Raw genomic sequence first — 15,778 nt, forward strand, 5'->3', positions numbered from 1 at the left:
CAAATACATTATTATCATTATAGTAATCAAGCATACCTAATGACATTAGCTTAAATGGAGAGTTGCTGATGAAAAAGACACGTTCAATCCTACTGGCATGCGCACTATCACTGACGGTCGCAATGCCTGCTCAGGCCTTTTTTGGGAACAAGCTTTCGGATGTTGAAGAGCAGGTAATCAAAAACCAGCCCCATCGTGTGAATACCGCAAAGATCGAGGGCTTCGAAGACTTCGCTGAGCTGACCATCTTTGAAGTTGAGCGGATGTCCCCGGAAGAGAAAGCTAACTACATTGAGCGTGGTGAGAAATACAAAGCAGCGGTTAAGGCCAAAAAGAAAGCAGAACGTGAACGCAAGCGTGCGGAACGTGAAGCCGCTCGGAAGGCAGAAGAAGAACGCCGAGCAGCCATGAAAGGTGATCTGGAGAAACTTCTTGCTGAAAAATGGGAGGATTTGCCATTGTATCCGTCCATTAAAGAAGCACAGAAGCGATGGCCACATGCTAACCTACGAAACTACCGTATGGTTCTCAGAGGTCAGGCCACTAATCAAATGATGGCTAACAGTGATTTTGAAAGGCTGCAGCAAGCGTTTTATGACGGCAAGAATGACCGTGTCGAACAGATCCTTAAGGATCAGCGTAATCGTGTAAAGCAGATGAAGGACACGATGGCTGGCTACGAAAAAGAAAGTGATGACCGTCTAGCCCGTCGCGAACAGTTTAAGGATTTTAATCCTGAACATTACAACACGCCCGTGCTGCGACTGAACCGTGCTGAGCGCAAACATGAAATGACATTGAAGTTTTATGCCTCTTCACACTACAAAATGGCCCAAAAATGGCCTAATACACTAAAGCATGGCACCGCTAAGGATGTTGAGATTGCAATCAATACCTTCAAACACAACCGTGCAGAGTACAAAAAATTCGTAACAGAACACCTGCCGCGTCATGCCCCACTTTTGTGGCCGAATGAATATAAGCAATCAGCACCCGCAGAAACAGCACAGGCAGCCCCTCAAAAGGCACCTGAGACACCTAAAGCCGCAGCGCCTGCAAAGCCTAAGCTAACGGAAGCTGAGCAGATACACAAGTTTGAGACCAAACTTGTGTCATATGGCGTACCCGCTGACAATGCTAAAGCCATGGCGCAGAATACAGTTAATTCAGCAAAAGCGAATGGCAATCCTACCGAGCAGGCACTTGAGGCGAAGCTGAAAGAAATCCGCATGATCATGGGCGTTAAAGAAGAGGTTGTTAAGGCAACACCAGCGGCGAAACCAGCACCAAAACAACCGACAGGCCGCGCTGGATTTGAAGCCTTACTAGTAGAGGGTCGTGAGAACATTAAGAACAACCGCTTGATGTCACCGAAAGGCAACAATGCCTACGAGGTGTATGAGCAGATGTCTGCACGTTTCCCGCAATACAGTAAGGAAACAACCAACTTTAAATGTGAGATTGCCAACCAGTATGGTCAGTTGGGTATCAATAAAGCGAATGGGGCATTTACCGCTGATAACATGAGAAAAGCTGAGCAATTCCACACCAAAGGGATGAAGCTCTGCGGAACACCCTTCATGAATCAGGCCGCGAACGAGATCAATGCAAAGATCAATGCATGTCGCCGTAACCGAAACTGCATGAATAACGTCGTCGCGAAGGCTCCCGAGAAGAAAGAAGGTCCGAGCCTGTTCGGTATTCCGATCAAGATCACCGTAAATTAATGCGGAAGAATATTCACAAGCCGGGCATGTCCCGGCTTTTTTGTGCCTGAAAATTTAACAGCGTTAAAAACCGTTATACTATAAACCACATAGCAACAATAAAAATAAGGAACCCGTTATGACTGAAAGAGCTGTATTTTCTGCATTTATCGCCAGCCTGTGTGGTGTATTCCTCGTAATGACCCCGGTAATTGCGGGTGGCATGCTGGTTGCTGTGCCCTTCGCCATCCTTGGAGCTACAGCATTTGCGATTAAGCAACGTGCTGACCAGAAGAAACAAATCATCCAAAATGCATACAAATTCTCAAACAAGCACCCACTTGGCTTTAAGTGTGCGAGTGAAGGCCATAAGTTTGAGAAAGAAGCGTATGAAAATGCGCGTGTACCTAAGCTGTAAGGCAGTAACCCATTGTCCATTATTGACTTTTCCCCCTTTATCACTATATATAATGCCATAAATTTTTGCTAAAGACTGGAGTCAATAGTGGGCAGCGTTGCTAACAACCTCGTTAAAACTAATCAATCAATCCTTAGCCTTCATGAGTGCAATAAGGCTTTGAAGGATGTCTACCTCTCTACCTTTTCCCTGCTCGCGGCTTTTGAAACAGGTAAGATGACAATGGGTTGTTTAAGTGCGGCTCTTGGCCCCTCTACCGAATCGCTACGCAAGCCAGTCCTGCGAGCCGAAGACCAAGGGTTGCTGAAGATAGATGGGTACGTGACGGTTATCGAAGGCAAAAAGCCTCAGACGGCCCGTGGCATGACATTAGAGGGGCGCACCTTCCTTAATACGCTTCGCGGCGCCTTAGGCACCAGTGGTCAGAAAAAGAAGTCCTCAGAAGAACTGGGAAGCCTGTATCAAGAAATGAAAGAGCTGGGTAAAATCAAAATCCCTACCCTAATTGCATTAACAGCCATTGATAACGGCCTTACACGAACCACCGAGATTTATACTTTTCTCGATCTGGAACGTAAGGCTTGCAATGTGCAGATCGATCAGTTGATTAAGCGTGGTTATATTGAGGTTGTTGAGCGTAAGCTGATCGATGGTCGCAAGACTCGGATTCTAGGTATTGCAGATAAAGGACGTAGCGTCCTAACCACGCTCGCTAAAGTATGAGTATGGAGGGGTTATGCCCCTCCTCTCCCAGCTCAGGTTTGGGCCGCGACTTCTTCACGCTCCTTGTTAAGCTCAGCTGATTTAGCAAGCCATTCTTCATGATTGAGCTCAATCGTCTCAATCGCTGTGAAATCCAATCCAGTAGCTTCAATGTGAGTCCGTAACCGGTGTGATTGTGCCCCCTTCGCAGGGATCAATACGATACACCCTTCCATCTCGACAGGGCGGTACGGTAAACGTTTTTTTGCCGAGCCTTTTAACGGGCCGTGTTGAGTAGGGTCAGCTACTCGCTTAGCGACTTTAACATGAAGGTGATCTCGAAGTTTGATGATATCGCCACTATGGAAAGTATTAAGCGTCTTCTGATAAGCATTGATGTTGCCAAGCGCTTTAGTAATTAAGTCCGCCCGATCAAATTCCCCTTCGTAAAACTCACCCTTAGATTGGGCCAGCGGCTTATCTTGCTTGCGGTGAAATAGGTATGCATCAAGCAGGTCAACATACGCCTCAAGAGCCTCAACCGAATAGTTTTCCTGAACACTATTGGCACAAGACAGATTATTAATTATTTCACGAGTATAGACACGCAACATAGAACATCTCCGAAGCATTATTTCCTTCATTTAAGCACACGGAACTCCACTTATCAAACCATAAATAATATAGTTTATCCGTTTGAAATCAATTGGTTAACGCTTTTCCCTCCGGTTAACAAAAAAACGTAAAACTAACAAAAAAACGTTAACCAAAACAAAAAACACCAACCCAATGAATGTATTGGTAACACTATTATTTTGCAGTCGGTTTGCGTTATAGTCGGGTCAAGTATTAGTTAGTGGTGAAAACGATGGCCGTATTGGAGTATCAAGAAGGCGAGCATCCCGGCGGATTTATCGGTTTTCGTGTAGCGAGAACGATTGGTGACGACAATGACTACCGGCAGATGTATTTTGGCTTACGAGAGTACAGCTACGACACAGCAAAACAACTGGCGCACGAGATCGACAAGGAGTGGCTAGAGCAGGCAAGAACCGTGGTGCAGGGAAAACGACTGGAAGGCCTAATAAACCCAACAGAGAATGGCATAGCAACCGGCCTAAGGGCTTATATCGCAGCGGAAGGAAAAAAACAAAAATCAGGTAAGGAGTGGTATTACACCCCCGTATTCATCGCTCGTATAGGAAAACATAAAGAGCGCTTGTATCGTATTCCCAAACTCAGCTATGAAGAAGCATTCCGGCAGGCAGTAATGACCGTTGCCGAGTACTATGGCTACACAAATAGCGAGATCGCCTCCCTCATGGCCAAAATGCCACCCAAGAGTTTCTTTACTGATGAGCTGCATCATAGGCTTCGACTCCGAGGGCATCATATCCCTGTCGATCACATAGCAGATAAACTGGAAGTTCAGGAAAACCAATAACTATCAGGCATAAAAAAGCCCATGCATACGCATGGGCTGCTTGATCAATTCTTTCGTTATTCTTTTTCGCCTTCAGCAGCCTTTTTCTCAAGTTGAATGCGCTCGTAAATCTCTTCACGATGAACCGACACATCTTTCGGTGCATTCACTCCAATTCTGACCTGATTCCCCTTAACGCCTAATACGGTTACTGTCACTTCATCTCCAACCATCAGCGTTTCACCTACTCGGCGAGTTAGAATAAGCATATATGTATCCTCTACTTTTTTATCCATTTATTATTTCTAACATGGCTTGGTGCTCCCCGAGCCTTGCTTAAATAAAGATTATCGTTATAATATCTACAAGTCAAGCAATTATTGAATGGGAATTCACCTTGAGTAAAATTAATCAGAAACTATACCAGCGCCAATATCCTGTCTTTCTGCATGATGCGAAAGGCAATACGCATGCATTTCAAACGGGCTATGCTGGGCCAGAACATATCTTTTACCGCACAGGCTTTATGGGTGAGCTTGAGGGGCCTGTAGTGCGCGCGCAGATAGCATCCGTCTCTATAGATGGAAAGGTGTGGGAAGGGTTGAATAAAGGCAGGCAATTAGAGGACTTTATATTCAGCTGTTTTTCAGCCAAAGGGAATGTAAAACGAGCAATAGCTGCAGTCGAAGCTATCTATGGGCCAGTCTCGCCCCCTAATCCCAATGGTATGTTTGCTGAGGTATTTTTTGTAAGCAAGAACTGCAAGACTCAGAAATTACTTGCAGGCTTTAACGCCAAAGGTGAGGAATTCAAATATAATGTAAGTGCACCAATTGAAGATCCCCTCAGCCATGTGCTAATTAATGAGCAACACATCGGTGTTTTTGAATGGCACTTGATCGAATTTTCAATAGGCGGGTTGCATCGATATCTTGCTTGTGTCACTTTTGGCTCGATGGACCATGGTGACTACATAACGACGATTACGCCATAAAGCACTGAGTGCAGCTTGCTTTGTTAATTATTATCATTATAATGTAAATAATTAAAAACAAGACTGGGAAATAGAGATGGAAGAAGCAGGCTTTGTTTGGGATGTGACAAGCTTTGGTATTGGCGTTATGACGGCGACTCTACTCCTCGGCTGGCTCATCATGAAGCAACAGGCCGCAGCGATGAGGCACACCGGTGAGGTAATGCGGCTTCAAATTGATATAGCAAATTTGCGCCTCGCCTACTCTTTGCTTCAAGAAGTGAATAAATCAGGCAAAACCAAAACCGCCTCCATCTCTAAGCAGTTCGATGAGGAAGATCTCCAGACGTTGGTGCGACTTTGCCATCCTGATAAGCATTGCGGAAAAAAATCTGCAGTTGAGATGACACAAAAGCTCAATGGATTGCTCGGAAAATAGGCTTCTTATGTTTAAAAGTCAGAAACTTAAAGACACCGAAGCGGCTTTGGACTTCATGAGACGAAGATATCTGGATTTGCGGTCGGATTGGGATGACTTAATTGAACGAATTAACCATAAGGGCGGCGAAGATTTTCTCCTTCATGGCCTGATGCCGGATCAGCAGGAAGTTCCATTTACACCCGAAGAACTAAACAAGCTCATTCAGCTTTGTCATCCAGATAAGCATGATGGCAAGCAGTCCGCAGTAGAGATGACTCAGAAGCTTCTCTCCCTGCGGAGTTAATGCAAATTCGATTAGCGATGCCCCTGCCTGAGCAGAAACGCAGCCTGCCGATCAGCTTAGAGTCGCCAACCCTCATGCGTAAGGCTTCAATTCATACATATTATAACGCAAATATATTGACTTTTAAATCAACCCCAATATACTGGTACGACCAGCTGGTTCGCATGCATGACATGACGGGTTGGTTGAGGCTCTCACTTTAGAGCGCAGTCACCGCCCATTTGGGTATTGCAGAATAAAGTATATCGAACAAATACATGGTTTTTGATTCCAAACAATAGCCATGATGCAAGGGTGACCCATCAACTCGGCGACTGTCTGGAATAATTACTATGGAAAATCCGTTTTCAGCTTTACCTATGTCACCAAAAAAACTGGTGGAACGTACCCGCACTGCCCTAGAAGAATTTCAAGGCTCACCTCTCAAGAAAGGCCCCAAGTCTGACCAAAAGATATTGAAGGTCTTGGCTGTCATTTATGGCTATAGAAATACGAATGAAGTCTCTGCTGCATTGAAAAAGGCCGCACAAAAACCTTTTGAGCAAGCAATCAAGAGTGCCATGAGAGTAGATCCTGATGAGCTAATTGGCAACCCTAATTCTACTTATGAATCAGAGCCCATTTTAGCTAATACGAGAGTAAAAGACTCCGAAGAACAACACGGACTTCCAGATGGCCTAATTGATCGCTTCAGGGAAACGGCAGGATGCTTGAGGGAAGATAGAGACGCCTCTGGTTGCTCTAATTATGCAGACACCTCTAATGCTAAAGTGATGGATCACGGCGATGGGATTTCATCCTATGGTCCAGTCATTTATCCAACGCCACTTTCCGCAGCCTCACCAGAGGAACTCGATGAGATTATTAGCCAACTAAGATCCCGCAACCCCGATGAAGAGCGTGAGCAATTCAAAAAGATATTAGAGAGACTTGATGGACGCTATCCTGATGACCCCGTTTTACAGGACCTAATGAAACATCCCAATCCAACGAGAGAATTAATGGATGGGCTGATGAAATTACATTATGAATCCGGGCCCCACCGAATGAGTCAATTACTGGACGGCTACGAAGGTTCACTCACTAATATTCACGAAGTCGTAAAGCAAAGTGAAGAAGCAAATGAACAATTCGAACAAAAATTTCATAACACGCTTAATGACTTAAATAGCACGCTTGTAAAAACCTGCCCTAAAACTGCGCTAGCCAAGAGCTATAAAGATGCACTCTGCGTAACCAACAAAATCTTATATAACTGGCCGGTAAAGGAAGGTGAGTTAGCAAACGTAGCTGAGCAACTGACTCATAGCATGCAGCCTTTCAGCGGAGAAGCCCCGCAATACTGGGCAGATGCTATTGCGGCAATTAAGAATAAGGTAAAAGGTAAATGCCCTGAAGAGCTGAGAGGTGATATTATTAAGGCTCTAGATCTAATTAATACAAATTTTAATACAGATCTTTTTAAGGCCACTATAATCGCACATATCCACACCCATGATGGGCAGGAAAAAACCTTGGATATTGCCGATGTCTTTATGGCTACGAAGAGAAACTCTCTTGCGCATTTCAAAGCCCTGATCCATGAAATGACTGTAACCACCAATCCACTTGAAGTCGCGCTATTGGGGAAACGAGGTCGACAAGCGGTCTTCCATAAATACAATTTAAATTCAGTTTTTAGAAAAGAAAACACCTCGATTGCAATGAATGATCTTTGGGAATATTTCCCGTACGCCACTTGCAAGGTTAGACTTGAAGATCTCGTGAATTGGCTCTCTATTCACAATCCTAGCGCACTGAAACACCTTGCTAATAAGGTTAAATGATACCCCAATCCAAGAATAAGCAACCTTTGAGTTGCTTTTTTGTATTTCATCATTATCATTACTCTTACTAGCTGGCACACATGCTTAGTACATGTCAGGGTCGGTTAGGGCTTTTACCCGAAGCGCGGCCACCACCTCACTAGAGGATCGTAAGAAGGGTTGCTAGGCCATATCCCGATAAACATTGATGCTCTTACAGCACACTTTATGTTTACCGGTACCCGATATAACGGTGGCAGTATCAAAATTGACCGGTAACGACATGGAGAAGTGTTATGAACGGCAACAATGTATTTGTAATCAACTTTGGCTTTGAAACACTTAAAACGCGTGCTAAATCAGCGTTGGAGGCATTTCATGGCGCACCAATCAAGAAGCAGCATAAAGTTTTAAATTTCCTTAGTGATTTTCTGGGTTATCAAGACGTCAATACCATGTCCGCCCTCGCACATCAGCCGCTTGAAATTAAAGCTACCATCCCCCTGCATACTGTAACGGTAATTGAAACGGACGGTGTTAATGATGAAATCATTAACACTTACACCCGTAAAGCCGCATCCGAAGAGTCCGCTGACGCATTAATGCTTGAGGTTTTTGAATCTGAAATGGGTGATCATGATGGAATTATCGAAGACTTCCTTAGTTTTGCTGAGCTTGAAGAGCTGGATCGATCCGAAATTCAAGAAGCTGTCGACAACTGGGATCGGACCGCAATTGTTGAATGGGCAAGCTCTTATGTTGGAGCTGAGACTATATTAGGCATGCTTAGGGAAATTACCTATGGCCGTGTGAGTGCATCATTGGAAAGTGAATTCTTAGAGGTTGAATTGCCATTAAGCTCTGTCGAAATTGTGCAGCAACAAGAACAGAATCCCGATGTATTGCCTGCTGCAGAGCAATCTGCCTCCAAACTCACTTACAACGAGTCTATCAAGTCTATTGCCGACCTGTACCTTGATGCAGCCGTGTATGGAGCGCGTTGGGAGGCCAATGGCAAGGTTGATATGTCAGAGGCCGAGAATCTTATGACTGCCTCATTCAACACGGAAATCCCATCTTCAAAATACTGTCCTCATATTGAGGCAGATCAGGATTATGCCCGGGCAAATAAAGAGTGGGATAGTCGCGTTGTAAGGCTCTTTGCTAAGAATGTCATGCGCGACCTAACCGCATCTTTCCCCAATGAGATTAGAAGTTTACTGACCTCACTTCCAGTCAGAGCAACATTACGAAGTGGCGGCATTTCCCGATGGGGAGAAGAGCTTTCAGTAAAGGGCTCTCGAAACCCAACTGAAGTTAACTTGAGTGATTTCTTCAACCAAGCTCTGCTTGATGGAGCAGGGTCTGACAGTGAACTAATAGCGGTTATTGAGCAAATGGAAGGATTTGCTTTAAAAGGAGCTGAGCAAACAGAAGATATTCTTGACTGGCTGGATGTTGGATGCCCTACCCTCATGGAAGGTTTTTATAGCAAAGAAGGCGGCCGTCCAGCAACTGTTGCCTCCGGCATCTCCGCCCTATTCAACGAAGAGGATCTCGTTACTTGGATCGCCGTCAATGCCCCTGAAGCCTTTACAGAGCTAAAGTGGTAAAAGTAATGGGGAGTGCTAAAACCGCACTCCCCGCATTGATACTATTGAGGCAGTTACTTTTTTATTATTTTTAGTTATAGTAAATAACTCAATAAATTTACAGGAAAGATAGATGAGCACGAAGGCTATACGTCTCGATCCTAGTTGCTATTCCGTTTCAGATGGGTGCAGTTTACAAAAAGAACTGAATGGCACATGCCCTGAAGGTGAACCGATTAGAGGCGAATGGGTCTTGAGGGATGAAGAAGGGTCATATGTTGATCACGGTCGGTTTTTGAGCGATGTCGCAACCCGTAACGGCATTACGATTCTTTAGTGTTGCATAAATATTAATTTTCAATATAATATTTCCATATTCAAATATTGATGGAAATAACATGCCTGAAAGCTGGATTGATCAAGTGATCGATGCTGCAAAAGCATCCAACCAAAAACGTGTAACATTATGCAAGAATCCACCACGATGCCCAGAATGTGACACACCACAAGTTCAACTCGTTGAGTGGATTAACCCTGTTGAATGGAAGTGTCGGCACTGCAAACATAAATGGTCATCGCCGGAGGAACTATGATCTACATAGCGGCAATAATTTTCACAATTTTGGCTATATTTATAGGCTTTTGGGCTAAAGGTAATAATACTGAATATTTTGAGCCCAAAAAACGAATTGCCTCCCTTATTATCTTCACCCCATTCTCTATTTTTATGGGTGCTACTGCCGCCACTATCTTGGAGCTTCATGTTCTCTGGGGATTTATTCCGGGATTACTTGCATTTATCTCTGCTGAATATATAGAGCGATGGATGCTTTATGAGCTTAAAAATGCCAAAGGGCCTGCAAGTGTATTTCTTGATCACATGGCTCAGTTAGATGGCGATGCTGTTGCAAACGATTTTAGAGCTAAAGTACGGACCTGCAAGCCCAAAGAAGCAGAAGGCTTGATGCATCTCTACAACTTGATCCGGAAACGTCACAATCTTCCTGAAATAGACAATGGGGTGGATTACCTTCCATACACCTATAAAGACATGGTTGCAAAGCTAAAGGCCATGGATATCCACTTTGACAACCTGAAGGACTACGATGGAATTATCTGATCTCGGCAATAAACAACTCATTCTTTTAAAAGAAGGCCATCAAGCAAAAATCGATGACCCTGAGAATAACGGTCGTACTACAGCAGGTGGCTCTATGGATCTCGATTACTGGATGGATACTGTAGAAGAAATTGAAGCGGAACTGCAGCGCCGCAATAAGGAATCATAAGCACATGGCGACATACCTTGGAATGACTGTTGAGCAAATGCTCTACAACTTAAGAAAGAACTGCCAAGAAGTCAGACTAACTGCAGGCAAGAATGAGCTTTGTTGGACGCTATACACCCTCTCTGACGAAAAGGGTGAATTTAAAAAGGAAGGGTCACTATTTGATGTAGTTCGCAGTGCAGCAAAGCCTTTCATTGGAGAGTGGAAGGCTGAAAACGGAGAACTGAAAAAAGCCCTTGAACCGGTGCTCATTCAGGACTTCGGGCCAATTGCAGGGCCAGACTCTACACCCCCAAACAAAGCCAGTGTAATCGTGCTGGGAAGTGACTATGAAGACGCTAAGAGTAGCGCCTATCTACCATTGCGCCATGATAAAGAACTGGGTTGGATTAAGTGTCCTAAGACTGCACTTCTCTATGGATCAACATCACCAAAAGTCGACGCAAGCGGTATCGATCCACAAGCATGGATCTACGTAGGAAATATTGATCAACTTAATCTCAACTTCACAAAACCTGATGAGGGCTACCCTTGTGAACTTCATCCCGTCATCACCACAGTTCAAGGGCCGGAAGGTGCCTTTGTAACGATCTTGACTATGGAAAATGGCCAGTGGGTCACGGACTCCTCCGTAGCTCTGCATTATGATGCAGAACCACTGAAACCCATCCCTGAAAGCCATGAAGTGCTTAAATGGGCTGAATTTGATGACAACCTATTACGCAAAGGCATCTGAGATGAAACTAAAAACCCTATCACAGGAATTAAGAGCCTCTGTATTCCTATTGGCCTCTACCCTTCTAGATAAGCATGCGAAACATGTTGGCTCAAAAATATGCCAAGACTGGTCAGGGCCGGAAGACCTGAAACCAAGTCGCGTACTTACGGACGAACAGAGAGATGTACTTAGTTATAATATCGAGATCCGAAATAGCGAACTCCGAGATTACGAGAAAGGTTTTGATGGACTAGATGACGAAATGGTCGCTGGCTTCGCACTGGCCTCGGCACTCACTGACCTTGGTGATGAGATTGTAAATATGCCGAAGGTTGAGTGTCCCGTATGCGAAAAGAAACAGGCTTTTGTATGGATTCAGAAAGACCCTCATGAGGATAAAACAATTATCGTAAGGGATTGTCCAGATTGCGGGGCTTTCGCTCAGGATGCATAGGAGAGCTTTATAGATGGCAACAGAATTAGCACGCAAAAATAATAGCTGCATTCACGTATACACCGGGAAAGAGAATAACCCACTATTTAAGACTGTTATGCCCGATGGACAGTTCTTCGAATTTTCCGTCGCAGGCTTTGAAAAGAGTGATCGCTACGAATGGCTGGTTGGCGTATTGGATGGACTTGTGAACAAGGTCGCCGATAACACTGAGAAGCGGGTTCGGGATGAGATCGGTGGGACGTTTACTACATTGATGAAACAAATGAACCTTTGACATAAATCCAACCCAACAAATAAGGCACCTAACATTCTATTGGGTGCCTTATCCTATAAGCTTTTCTGCGCCCTATACGCTTCAAGCTTAAGTGCAAAGTCATCTTCTTTTGACTGCGCTTTATTCTGACGTTTAGATACCCAGTACATTGCCAGCAGCGTAAAGTTCAGCATTAATGCACTCCACACAAACCACACATAAATCCAAACCTGCATACCAATGCCAGTAATTTGCTCAAGTGAATAATGATCCCCTTGTGTATCATAACTAAATAACCAACTGGCGTTAGCAAAGGCATCGATCATCATGTAAGTACCGATAAACTTCATAAATACATGTCCAATGGCTGGCCAGTAGAGTGCGACAGCAATAACCACCGACATGCAGAGCAGGATAATTTCAGTATCCATATCATGGAACTTAACCAAGCCTACCAAGAGCATGGAGATAATCAGCAGAACAGAGCACCAGTAAAGTTTAGAATGATGACCACGGCTGACACTCAAGCCGAGTAAGAAGAAAATGGAGCCAAATATAGGCGTCGCTGCGTAACCGGCAAAGGCAACATAACCTCGAAGATGCTCAGGTGTTCTATGCCAACAAACACCATCTCCAGCATAATTTACCTCGATAGATACAATCTCCCCACCAAGGAAAACAGACATAAGGCCATGCCCTAGCTCATGGAAGTAGGTAGAAAAGTAAGAGAGTGGGAACGATGGGAGGTAGTGCTTCGCAGCAAAGGCTGCTACCAACATAATAACCATCCAAGAAATGGGACTCAGGCCATTTTTGGAGACAAACATACCACCTACTCTAACGGTAGACGGCTTACTCATTTGTGATGATCCCGCACAGGCACATAACCTGCTTTTGCTGCCGCAATCTCTTCAGGCGAAATCTTAAGTTTAACAGGGACTGAAAAAGCACCGAGGTATGCTATGAGTACAAATGTGATAACGAATAAGAATACGTATTCCATAAAAAAGCCGAATTATTTTTTAACATATTATCAATAATTCGACTCAATTAGGCAATACCCCTTCCCATCACATACTGCGTGAGGGGTCTTCCACTTCTTTACGCTTAGCAACAGGCGGCTCATAAACATGTGAAGTCCATGCGCAGCTGCGCTCACGCAAATTGTCACCGTATACTTTTGAGAGATTGGTGAAATAAGCATCCGTTGTCTTCCCTAATGAGTTTTCGGCTAATGTATGCTCACGAGTTCCCTCTTCAAGGTCAGGGTGAATCCCAATACATACAGCAAAATACCCTTCCCACTCCACGACAGAAATTTCAAAAAGGCGGCTTTCCCCAATTACAACGCCATCACCATCACTATTGGAACGTGCATTGCCCTGAGAAGTATCGCATTTATCATAGCTACTCAGCATCATACCTTTCAGGTCGCCAAGCAGGTCTTCATACGCCCAGTTACGCGCGTCATGATCACCTTCAAACTCTTCACAAGAGTACTTGCCTTCATCTGAATCAAAATCACCGTACACCGCATCATAATCAATATAGACCGCGTTGCCTTCAGAAAGGCTGTAATTACCAACACCCATAATAAACTCCTACTTTGGTATTTAATTATTATAACGAAATCCACCCCAAATAACTACTTATACCGATATTCTTTTCCTTTATAGTAAGCATGGTTGTTTGGCGCTAAACATCAGCGCAGCAGTATACAACAGGAGATCGTGGCGGCGGGTGAAAGGATGAGTAACCCGCCCCGCTCACCACTACCTTCCACCACCCATCCTCTAGTTTAGAAATAAGACAAATACTATTCCTCTTGCAATTCTGATTATTTTTATTATAATATACCTAAAGTGTCCATTTTTAGGTAATAGCATGAAAGCCAGATCATTGCAGAAATATTTACAGTCACAAGGTATGGAAACAGACTTTGTTGTACATGGGGATCTTGATCACTTACATGTAGGTCTGCAGCACTACCCAGATTTAATTACCGTGTATTTAGATAATATGAGTATTCATCTTAGTCCATTCGGCACCACCACACCACACTCTCCATCGGAACGGTATGGAAAGCAGATGCTGCTGATTCAGTCCGAATTGATGAAATTGGTCGTTGAGGGTGACCTTGGAAGTTACCTCGATGGCAGCGATGAGCTACTAGACTCAATTAGTGTGTTTTACGTTTTAGATGGAATTGTTAAGGAAGCTTCCATCGAAGACACCTCTTGGCCTTGTATCTCACATGACGGCTATATGTTAGCAGGGTATCGTCTTTTCGACTCCCGCTTCGGTGCGCTGCAATACGCAGTGGATTGTGAGCAGGATGCGTGTGATCGCTATCAACGCCAGATAAAGATGCATTCAGATGGCTTACGCAAAGCTATGGAACGCGTGCAAGACAGCAATAAGCGCATTAGCCACTATCAGTCTGAGATACTATCACTGCCTGAGGTTACTCAACCTCAGGAAGGCGGAACTCCTGAACAACGGGCGTAGGCCCCATTGACTCACGCTCTGTTTTCATTAAAGTTGACTTAAGCTTATACTGAGGTTGGTATGCCGCACACCTACACACTGACCAAACAAGGAATGCTATACCCATCTTTTTTCAATTCGATGCGCCACGGTGTGCATCAGGGCCTTGCAACTTCTGCTCGTGAAATCCAAGTGCGCGGTGAAACCTTAACATTAACAAAGGATGAGCCAGACCTTCCAGAGGGTGCAGAGGTCGAAGTGTGGGTGTCTCGCTTTTTTCACTGTATAACCTTAGCTGACAAAAAGGCTGAAGATAAAGCTCGAGCTGATCACGCCGCTGAGACTCGTGCACGTGAAAAACAAGCGATTGATGAGGCGAAGGCGCAATACACTGCACCCGCTGAATCCCTTATTCAGCAAAGTCCCGACAAACAAGCTCTAACTAAAATGCTTGAGCACCTGTTTACAGAAAGAAAAGCCAAGCATGAAGTGTATAGTCGGTTCTGGCGATCAGCTGATGCCGACAAAAAGCATCAGAGCAATATTGCCTATGAGCAAATGTGCGTAATAAATGAGGCGATTGTTTGCCTCTCCCGCTACATGAAGGGAATACTTGCAGAAAAAGGCTTGAAGATTGCTACAGCATACCCATACTCACCTAACGAAGGGGCCCGTAGTGGCCACTATTCCCCGGGTGAATATCACGCGGTCATTCTAAACTTATCCGGCTTATTCGTTGGGCGACTGGAACGAAGTGCAGGCGACGCCCTGTGTAAACCCGCCGATAAGTTCAAATGGCTAGAGCACAATGATAAGGCTTATGGTGATGTCACTTGCAGACATTGCCTAAAGAAGATGGCTAACCTAACCAACCAAAAAGGATTTAAGTGAGATGACTACGATCTCAAAAACCGACCTCCTGTTTATCCGCGCCTGCAAATCAGCCAAAGGGATGCAGCGCGTTAAAAGCGTTTACCGACGCTTCTATCTGAAAGGTAATAGTGATCCTATGCCGCATGTAGCGTCCATTTTGACGGGCATTGTAGATGCGCACTGCCCAATGAGTAACACTGACCTAGTACAAGCTCTAAATCCGGCGCAGCGAGAATTCTACGGGCTGGACGCAGAGCCTTTTCATGTTACCGTAGCTCATGCGATGCTCAGCCGCATTGCAAATACCCCTGTCGATAAGTTCCCGAATTACCGGTAACCTGCTCCCAAGGCTTACCT

The 15,778-nt window shown here is 44.6% G+C and carries 23 protein-coding genes; 19 read left to right on the forward strand and 4 right to left on the reverse strand.

The window, feature by feature from the left end:
• Positions 1-68 precede the first annotated feature (68 nt).
• The 3 genes from ACMXYT_RS19240 (at position 69) to ACMXYT_RS19250 (ending at position 2,847) form a co-directional block, all read left to right on the forward strand.
• Positions 69-1,727, forward strand: coding sequence for a hypothetical protein (locus ACMXYT_RS19240; RefSeq protein WP_415913225.1), 1,659 nt, complete (start codon positions 69-71; stop codon positions 1,725-1,727).
• A gap of 118 nt (positions 1,728-1,845) precedes the next feature.
• Complete coding sequence (locus ACMXYT_RS19245; protein WP_415913226.1) at positions 1,846-2,124, forward strand: hypothetical protein; 279 nt, start codon at positions 1,846-1,848, stop codon at positions 2,122-2,124.
• Positions 2,125-2,211: 87 nt separating this feature from the next.
• Positions 2,212-2,847 (forward strand): hypothetical protein, encoded by a 636-nt coding sequence (locus tag ACMXYT_RS19250; RefSeq protein WP_415913227.1) that lies wholly within the window; start codon positions 2,212-2,214, stop codon positions 2,845-2,847.
• Positions 2,848-2,879: 32 nt separating this feature from the next.
• Here ACMXYT_RS19250 and ACMXYT_RS19255 read toward each other — a convergent pair whose 3' ends face one another.
• Complete coding sequence (locus ACMXYT_RS19255) at positions 2,880-3,440, reverse strand: hypothetical protein (protein ID WP_415913228.1); 561 nt, start codon at positions 3,438-3,440, stop codon at positions 2,880-2,882.
• Positions 3,441-3,694: 254 nt separating this feature from the next.
• Between ACMXYT_RS19255 and ACMXYT_RS19260 the strand changes: the two genes are divergently transcribed.
• Positions 3,695-4,270: a hypothetical protein gene (locus tag ACMXYT_RS19260; RefSeq protein ID WP_415913229.1), complete on the forward strand. Its 576-nt coding sequence runs from the start codon at positions 3,695-3,697 to the stop codon at positions 4,268-4,270.
• Positions 4,271-4,326: 56 nt separating this feature from the next.
• On the opposite strand, the gene csrA is transcribed toward ACMXYT_RS19260, so the two are convergent.
• Positions 4,327-4,518, reverse strand: a complete 192-nt coding sequence (gene csrA, locus ACMXYT_RS19265) for a carbon storage regulator CsrA (protein WP_415913230.1) — start codon at positions 4,516-4,518, stop codon at positions 4,327-4,329.
• Between the two features lie 128 nt (positions 4,519-4,646).
• On the opposite strand from csrA, the gene ACMXYT_RS19270 reads away from it, so the two are divergent.
• The 12 genes from ACMXYT_RS19270 to ACMXYT_RS19325 all read left to right on the forward strand — a co-directional run bounded on the left by ACMXYT_RS19270 (position 4,647) and on the right by ACMXYT_RS19325 (position 12,082).
• Complete coding sequence (locus ACMXYT_RS19270; protein WP_415913231.1) at positions 4,647-5,243, forward strand: hypothetical protein; 597 nt, start codon at positions 4,647-4,649, stop codon at positions 5,241-5,243.
• A 76-nt stretch (positions 5,244-5,319) separates the two neighbouring features.
• A complete protein-coding gene (locus tag ACMXYT_RS19275) occupies positions 5,320-5,661 on the forward strand; it encodes a hypothetical protein (RefSeq protein ID WP_415913232.1) in 342 nt (113 codons plus the stop codon).
• 7 nt (positions 5,662-5,668) lie between these two features.
• On the forward strand, positions 5,669-5,947 hold the full coding sequence (locus ACMXYT_RS19280; RefSeq protein ID WP_415913233.1) for a hypothetical protein: 279 nt from the start codon (positions 5,669-5,671) through the stop codon (positions 5,945-5,947).
• Between the two features lie 332 nt (positions 5,948-6,279).
• Entirely contained in the window at positions 6,280-7,773 is a 1,494-nt protein-coding gene (locus ACMXYT_RS19285; RefSeq protein WP_415913234.1) for a hypothetical protein, read from the forward strand.
• A 275-nt stretch (positions 7,774-8,048) separates the two neighbouring features.
• On the forward strand, positions 8,049-9,365 hold the full coding sequence (locus ACMXYT_RS19290) for a hypothetical protein (RefSeq protein ID WP_415913235.1): 1,317 nt from the start codon (positions 8,049-8,051) through the stop codon (positions 9,363-9,365).
• Between the two features lie 112 nt (positions 9,366-9,477).
• Complete coding sequence (locus ACMXYT_RS19295; RefSeq protein WP_415913236.1) at positions 9,478-9,681, forward strand: hypothetical protein; 204 nt, start codon at positions 9,478-9,480, stop codon at positions 9,679-9,681.
• 61 nt (positions 9,682-9,742) lie between these two features.
• The gene (locus ACMXYT_RS19300; protein WP_415913237.1) at positions 9,743-9,937 is read left to right on the forward strand and encodes a hypothetical protein; all 195 of its coding nucleotides are present in this window, start codon (positions 9,743-9,745) and stop codon (positions 9,935-9,937) included.
• A complete protein-coding gene (locus ACMXYT_RS19305) occupies positions 9,934-10,464 on the forward strand; it encodes a hypothetical protein (protein ID WP_415913238.1) in 531 nt (176 codons plus the stop codon). The genes ACMXYT_RS19300 and ACMXYT_RS19305 overlap by 4 nt, the downstream gene beginning before the upstream one ends.
• The gene (locus ACMXYT_RS19310) at positions 10,451-10,633 is read left to right on the forward strand and encodes a hypothetical protein (RefSeq protein ID WP_415913239.1); all 183 of its coding nucleotides are present in this window, start codon (positions 10,451-10,453) and stop codon (positions 10,631-10,633) included. The genes ACMXYT_RS19305 and ACMXYT_RS19310 overlap by 14 nt, the downstream gene beginning before the upstream one ends.
• A 4-nt stretch (positions 10,634-10,637) precedes the next feature.
• Positions 10,638-11,369 carry a hypothetical protein gene (locus tag ACMXYT_RS19315; protein WP_415913240.1) on the forward strand — a complete coding sequence of 244 codons (732 nt, stop codon included), beginning with the start codon at positions 10,638-10,640 and terminating at the stop codon, positions 11,367-11,369.
• 1 nt (position 11,370) lies between these two features.
• The gene (locus ACMXYT_RS19320) at positions 11,371-11,805 is read left to right on the forward strand and encodes a hypothetical protein (RefSeq protein WP_415913241.1); all 435 of its coding nucleotides are present in this window, start codon (positions 11,371-11,373) and stop codon (positions 11,803-11,805) included.
• 13 nt (positions 11,806-11,818) lie between these two features.
• Positions 11,819-12,082, forward strand: a complete 264-nt coding sequence (locus tag ACMXYT_RS19325) for a hypothetical protein (protein WP_415913242.1) — start codon at positions 11,819-11,821, stop codon at positions 12,080-12,082.
• A gap of 53 nt (positions 12,083-12,135) precedes the next feature.
• Here the strand turns inward: ACMXYT_RS19325 and ACMXYT_RS19330 are convergent, their stop codons facing one another.
• Together ACMXYT_RS19330 and ACMXYT_RS19335 are read right to left on the reverse strand one after the other, a co-directional pair.
• A complete protein-coding gene (locus ACMXYT_RS19330; RefSeq protein ID WP_415913243.1) occupies positions 12,136-12,921 on the reverse strand; it encodes a M50 family metallopeptidase in 786 nt (261 codons plus the stop codon).
• 210 nt (positions 12,922-13,131) lie between these two features.
• The gene (locus ACMXYT_RS19335; RefSeq protein ID WP_415913244.1) at positions 13,132-13,653 is read right to left on the reverse strand and encodes a hypothetical protein; all 522 of its coding nucleotides are present in this window, start codon (positions 13,651-13,653) and stop codon (positions 13,132-13,134) included.
• A 292-nt stretch (positions 13,654-13,945) separates the two neighbouring features.
• Here ACMXYT_RS19335 and ACMXYT_RS19340 point away from each other — a divergent pair, with 292 nt between their 5' ends.
• The 3 genes from ACMXYT_RS19340 to ACMXYT_RS19350 are packed head-to-tail and all read left to right on the forward strand — an operon-like array spanning position 13,946 to position 15,758.
• Positions 13,946-14,569, forward strand: a complete 624-nt coding sequence (locus ACMXYT_RS19340) for a hypothetical protein (RefSeq protein ID WP_415913245.1) — start codon at positions 13,946-13,948, stop codon at positions 14,567-14,569.
• A 60-nt stretch (positions 14,570-14,629) separates the two neighbouring features.
• The gene (locus ACMXYT_RS19345; RefSeq protein WP_415913246.1) at positions 14,630-15,439 is read left to right on the forward strand and encodes a hypothetical protein; all 810 of its coding nucleotides are present in this window, start codon (positions 14,630-14,632) and stop codon (positions 15,437-15,439) included.
• Between the two features lies 1 nt (position 15,440).
• Complete coding sequence (locus tag ACMXYT_RS19350; protein ID WP_415913247.1) at positions 15,441-15,758, forward strand: hypothetical protein; 318 nt, start codon at positions 15,441-15,443, stop codon at positions 15,756-15,758.
• The last annotated feature ends 20 nt before the right edge of the window (positions 15,759-15,778 follow it).

Source organism: Neptuniibacter sp. QD37_11, assembly GCF_047778105.1.
Lineage (GTDB): Bacteria > Pseudomonadota > Gammaproteobacteria > Pseudomonadales > Balneatricaceae > Neptuniibacter.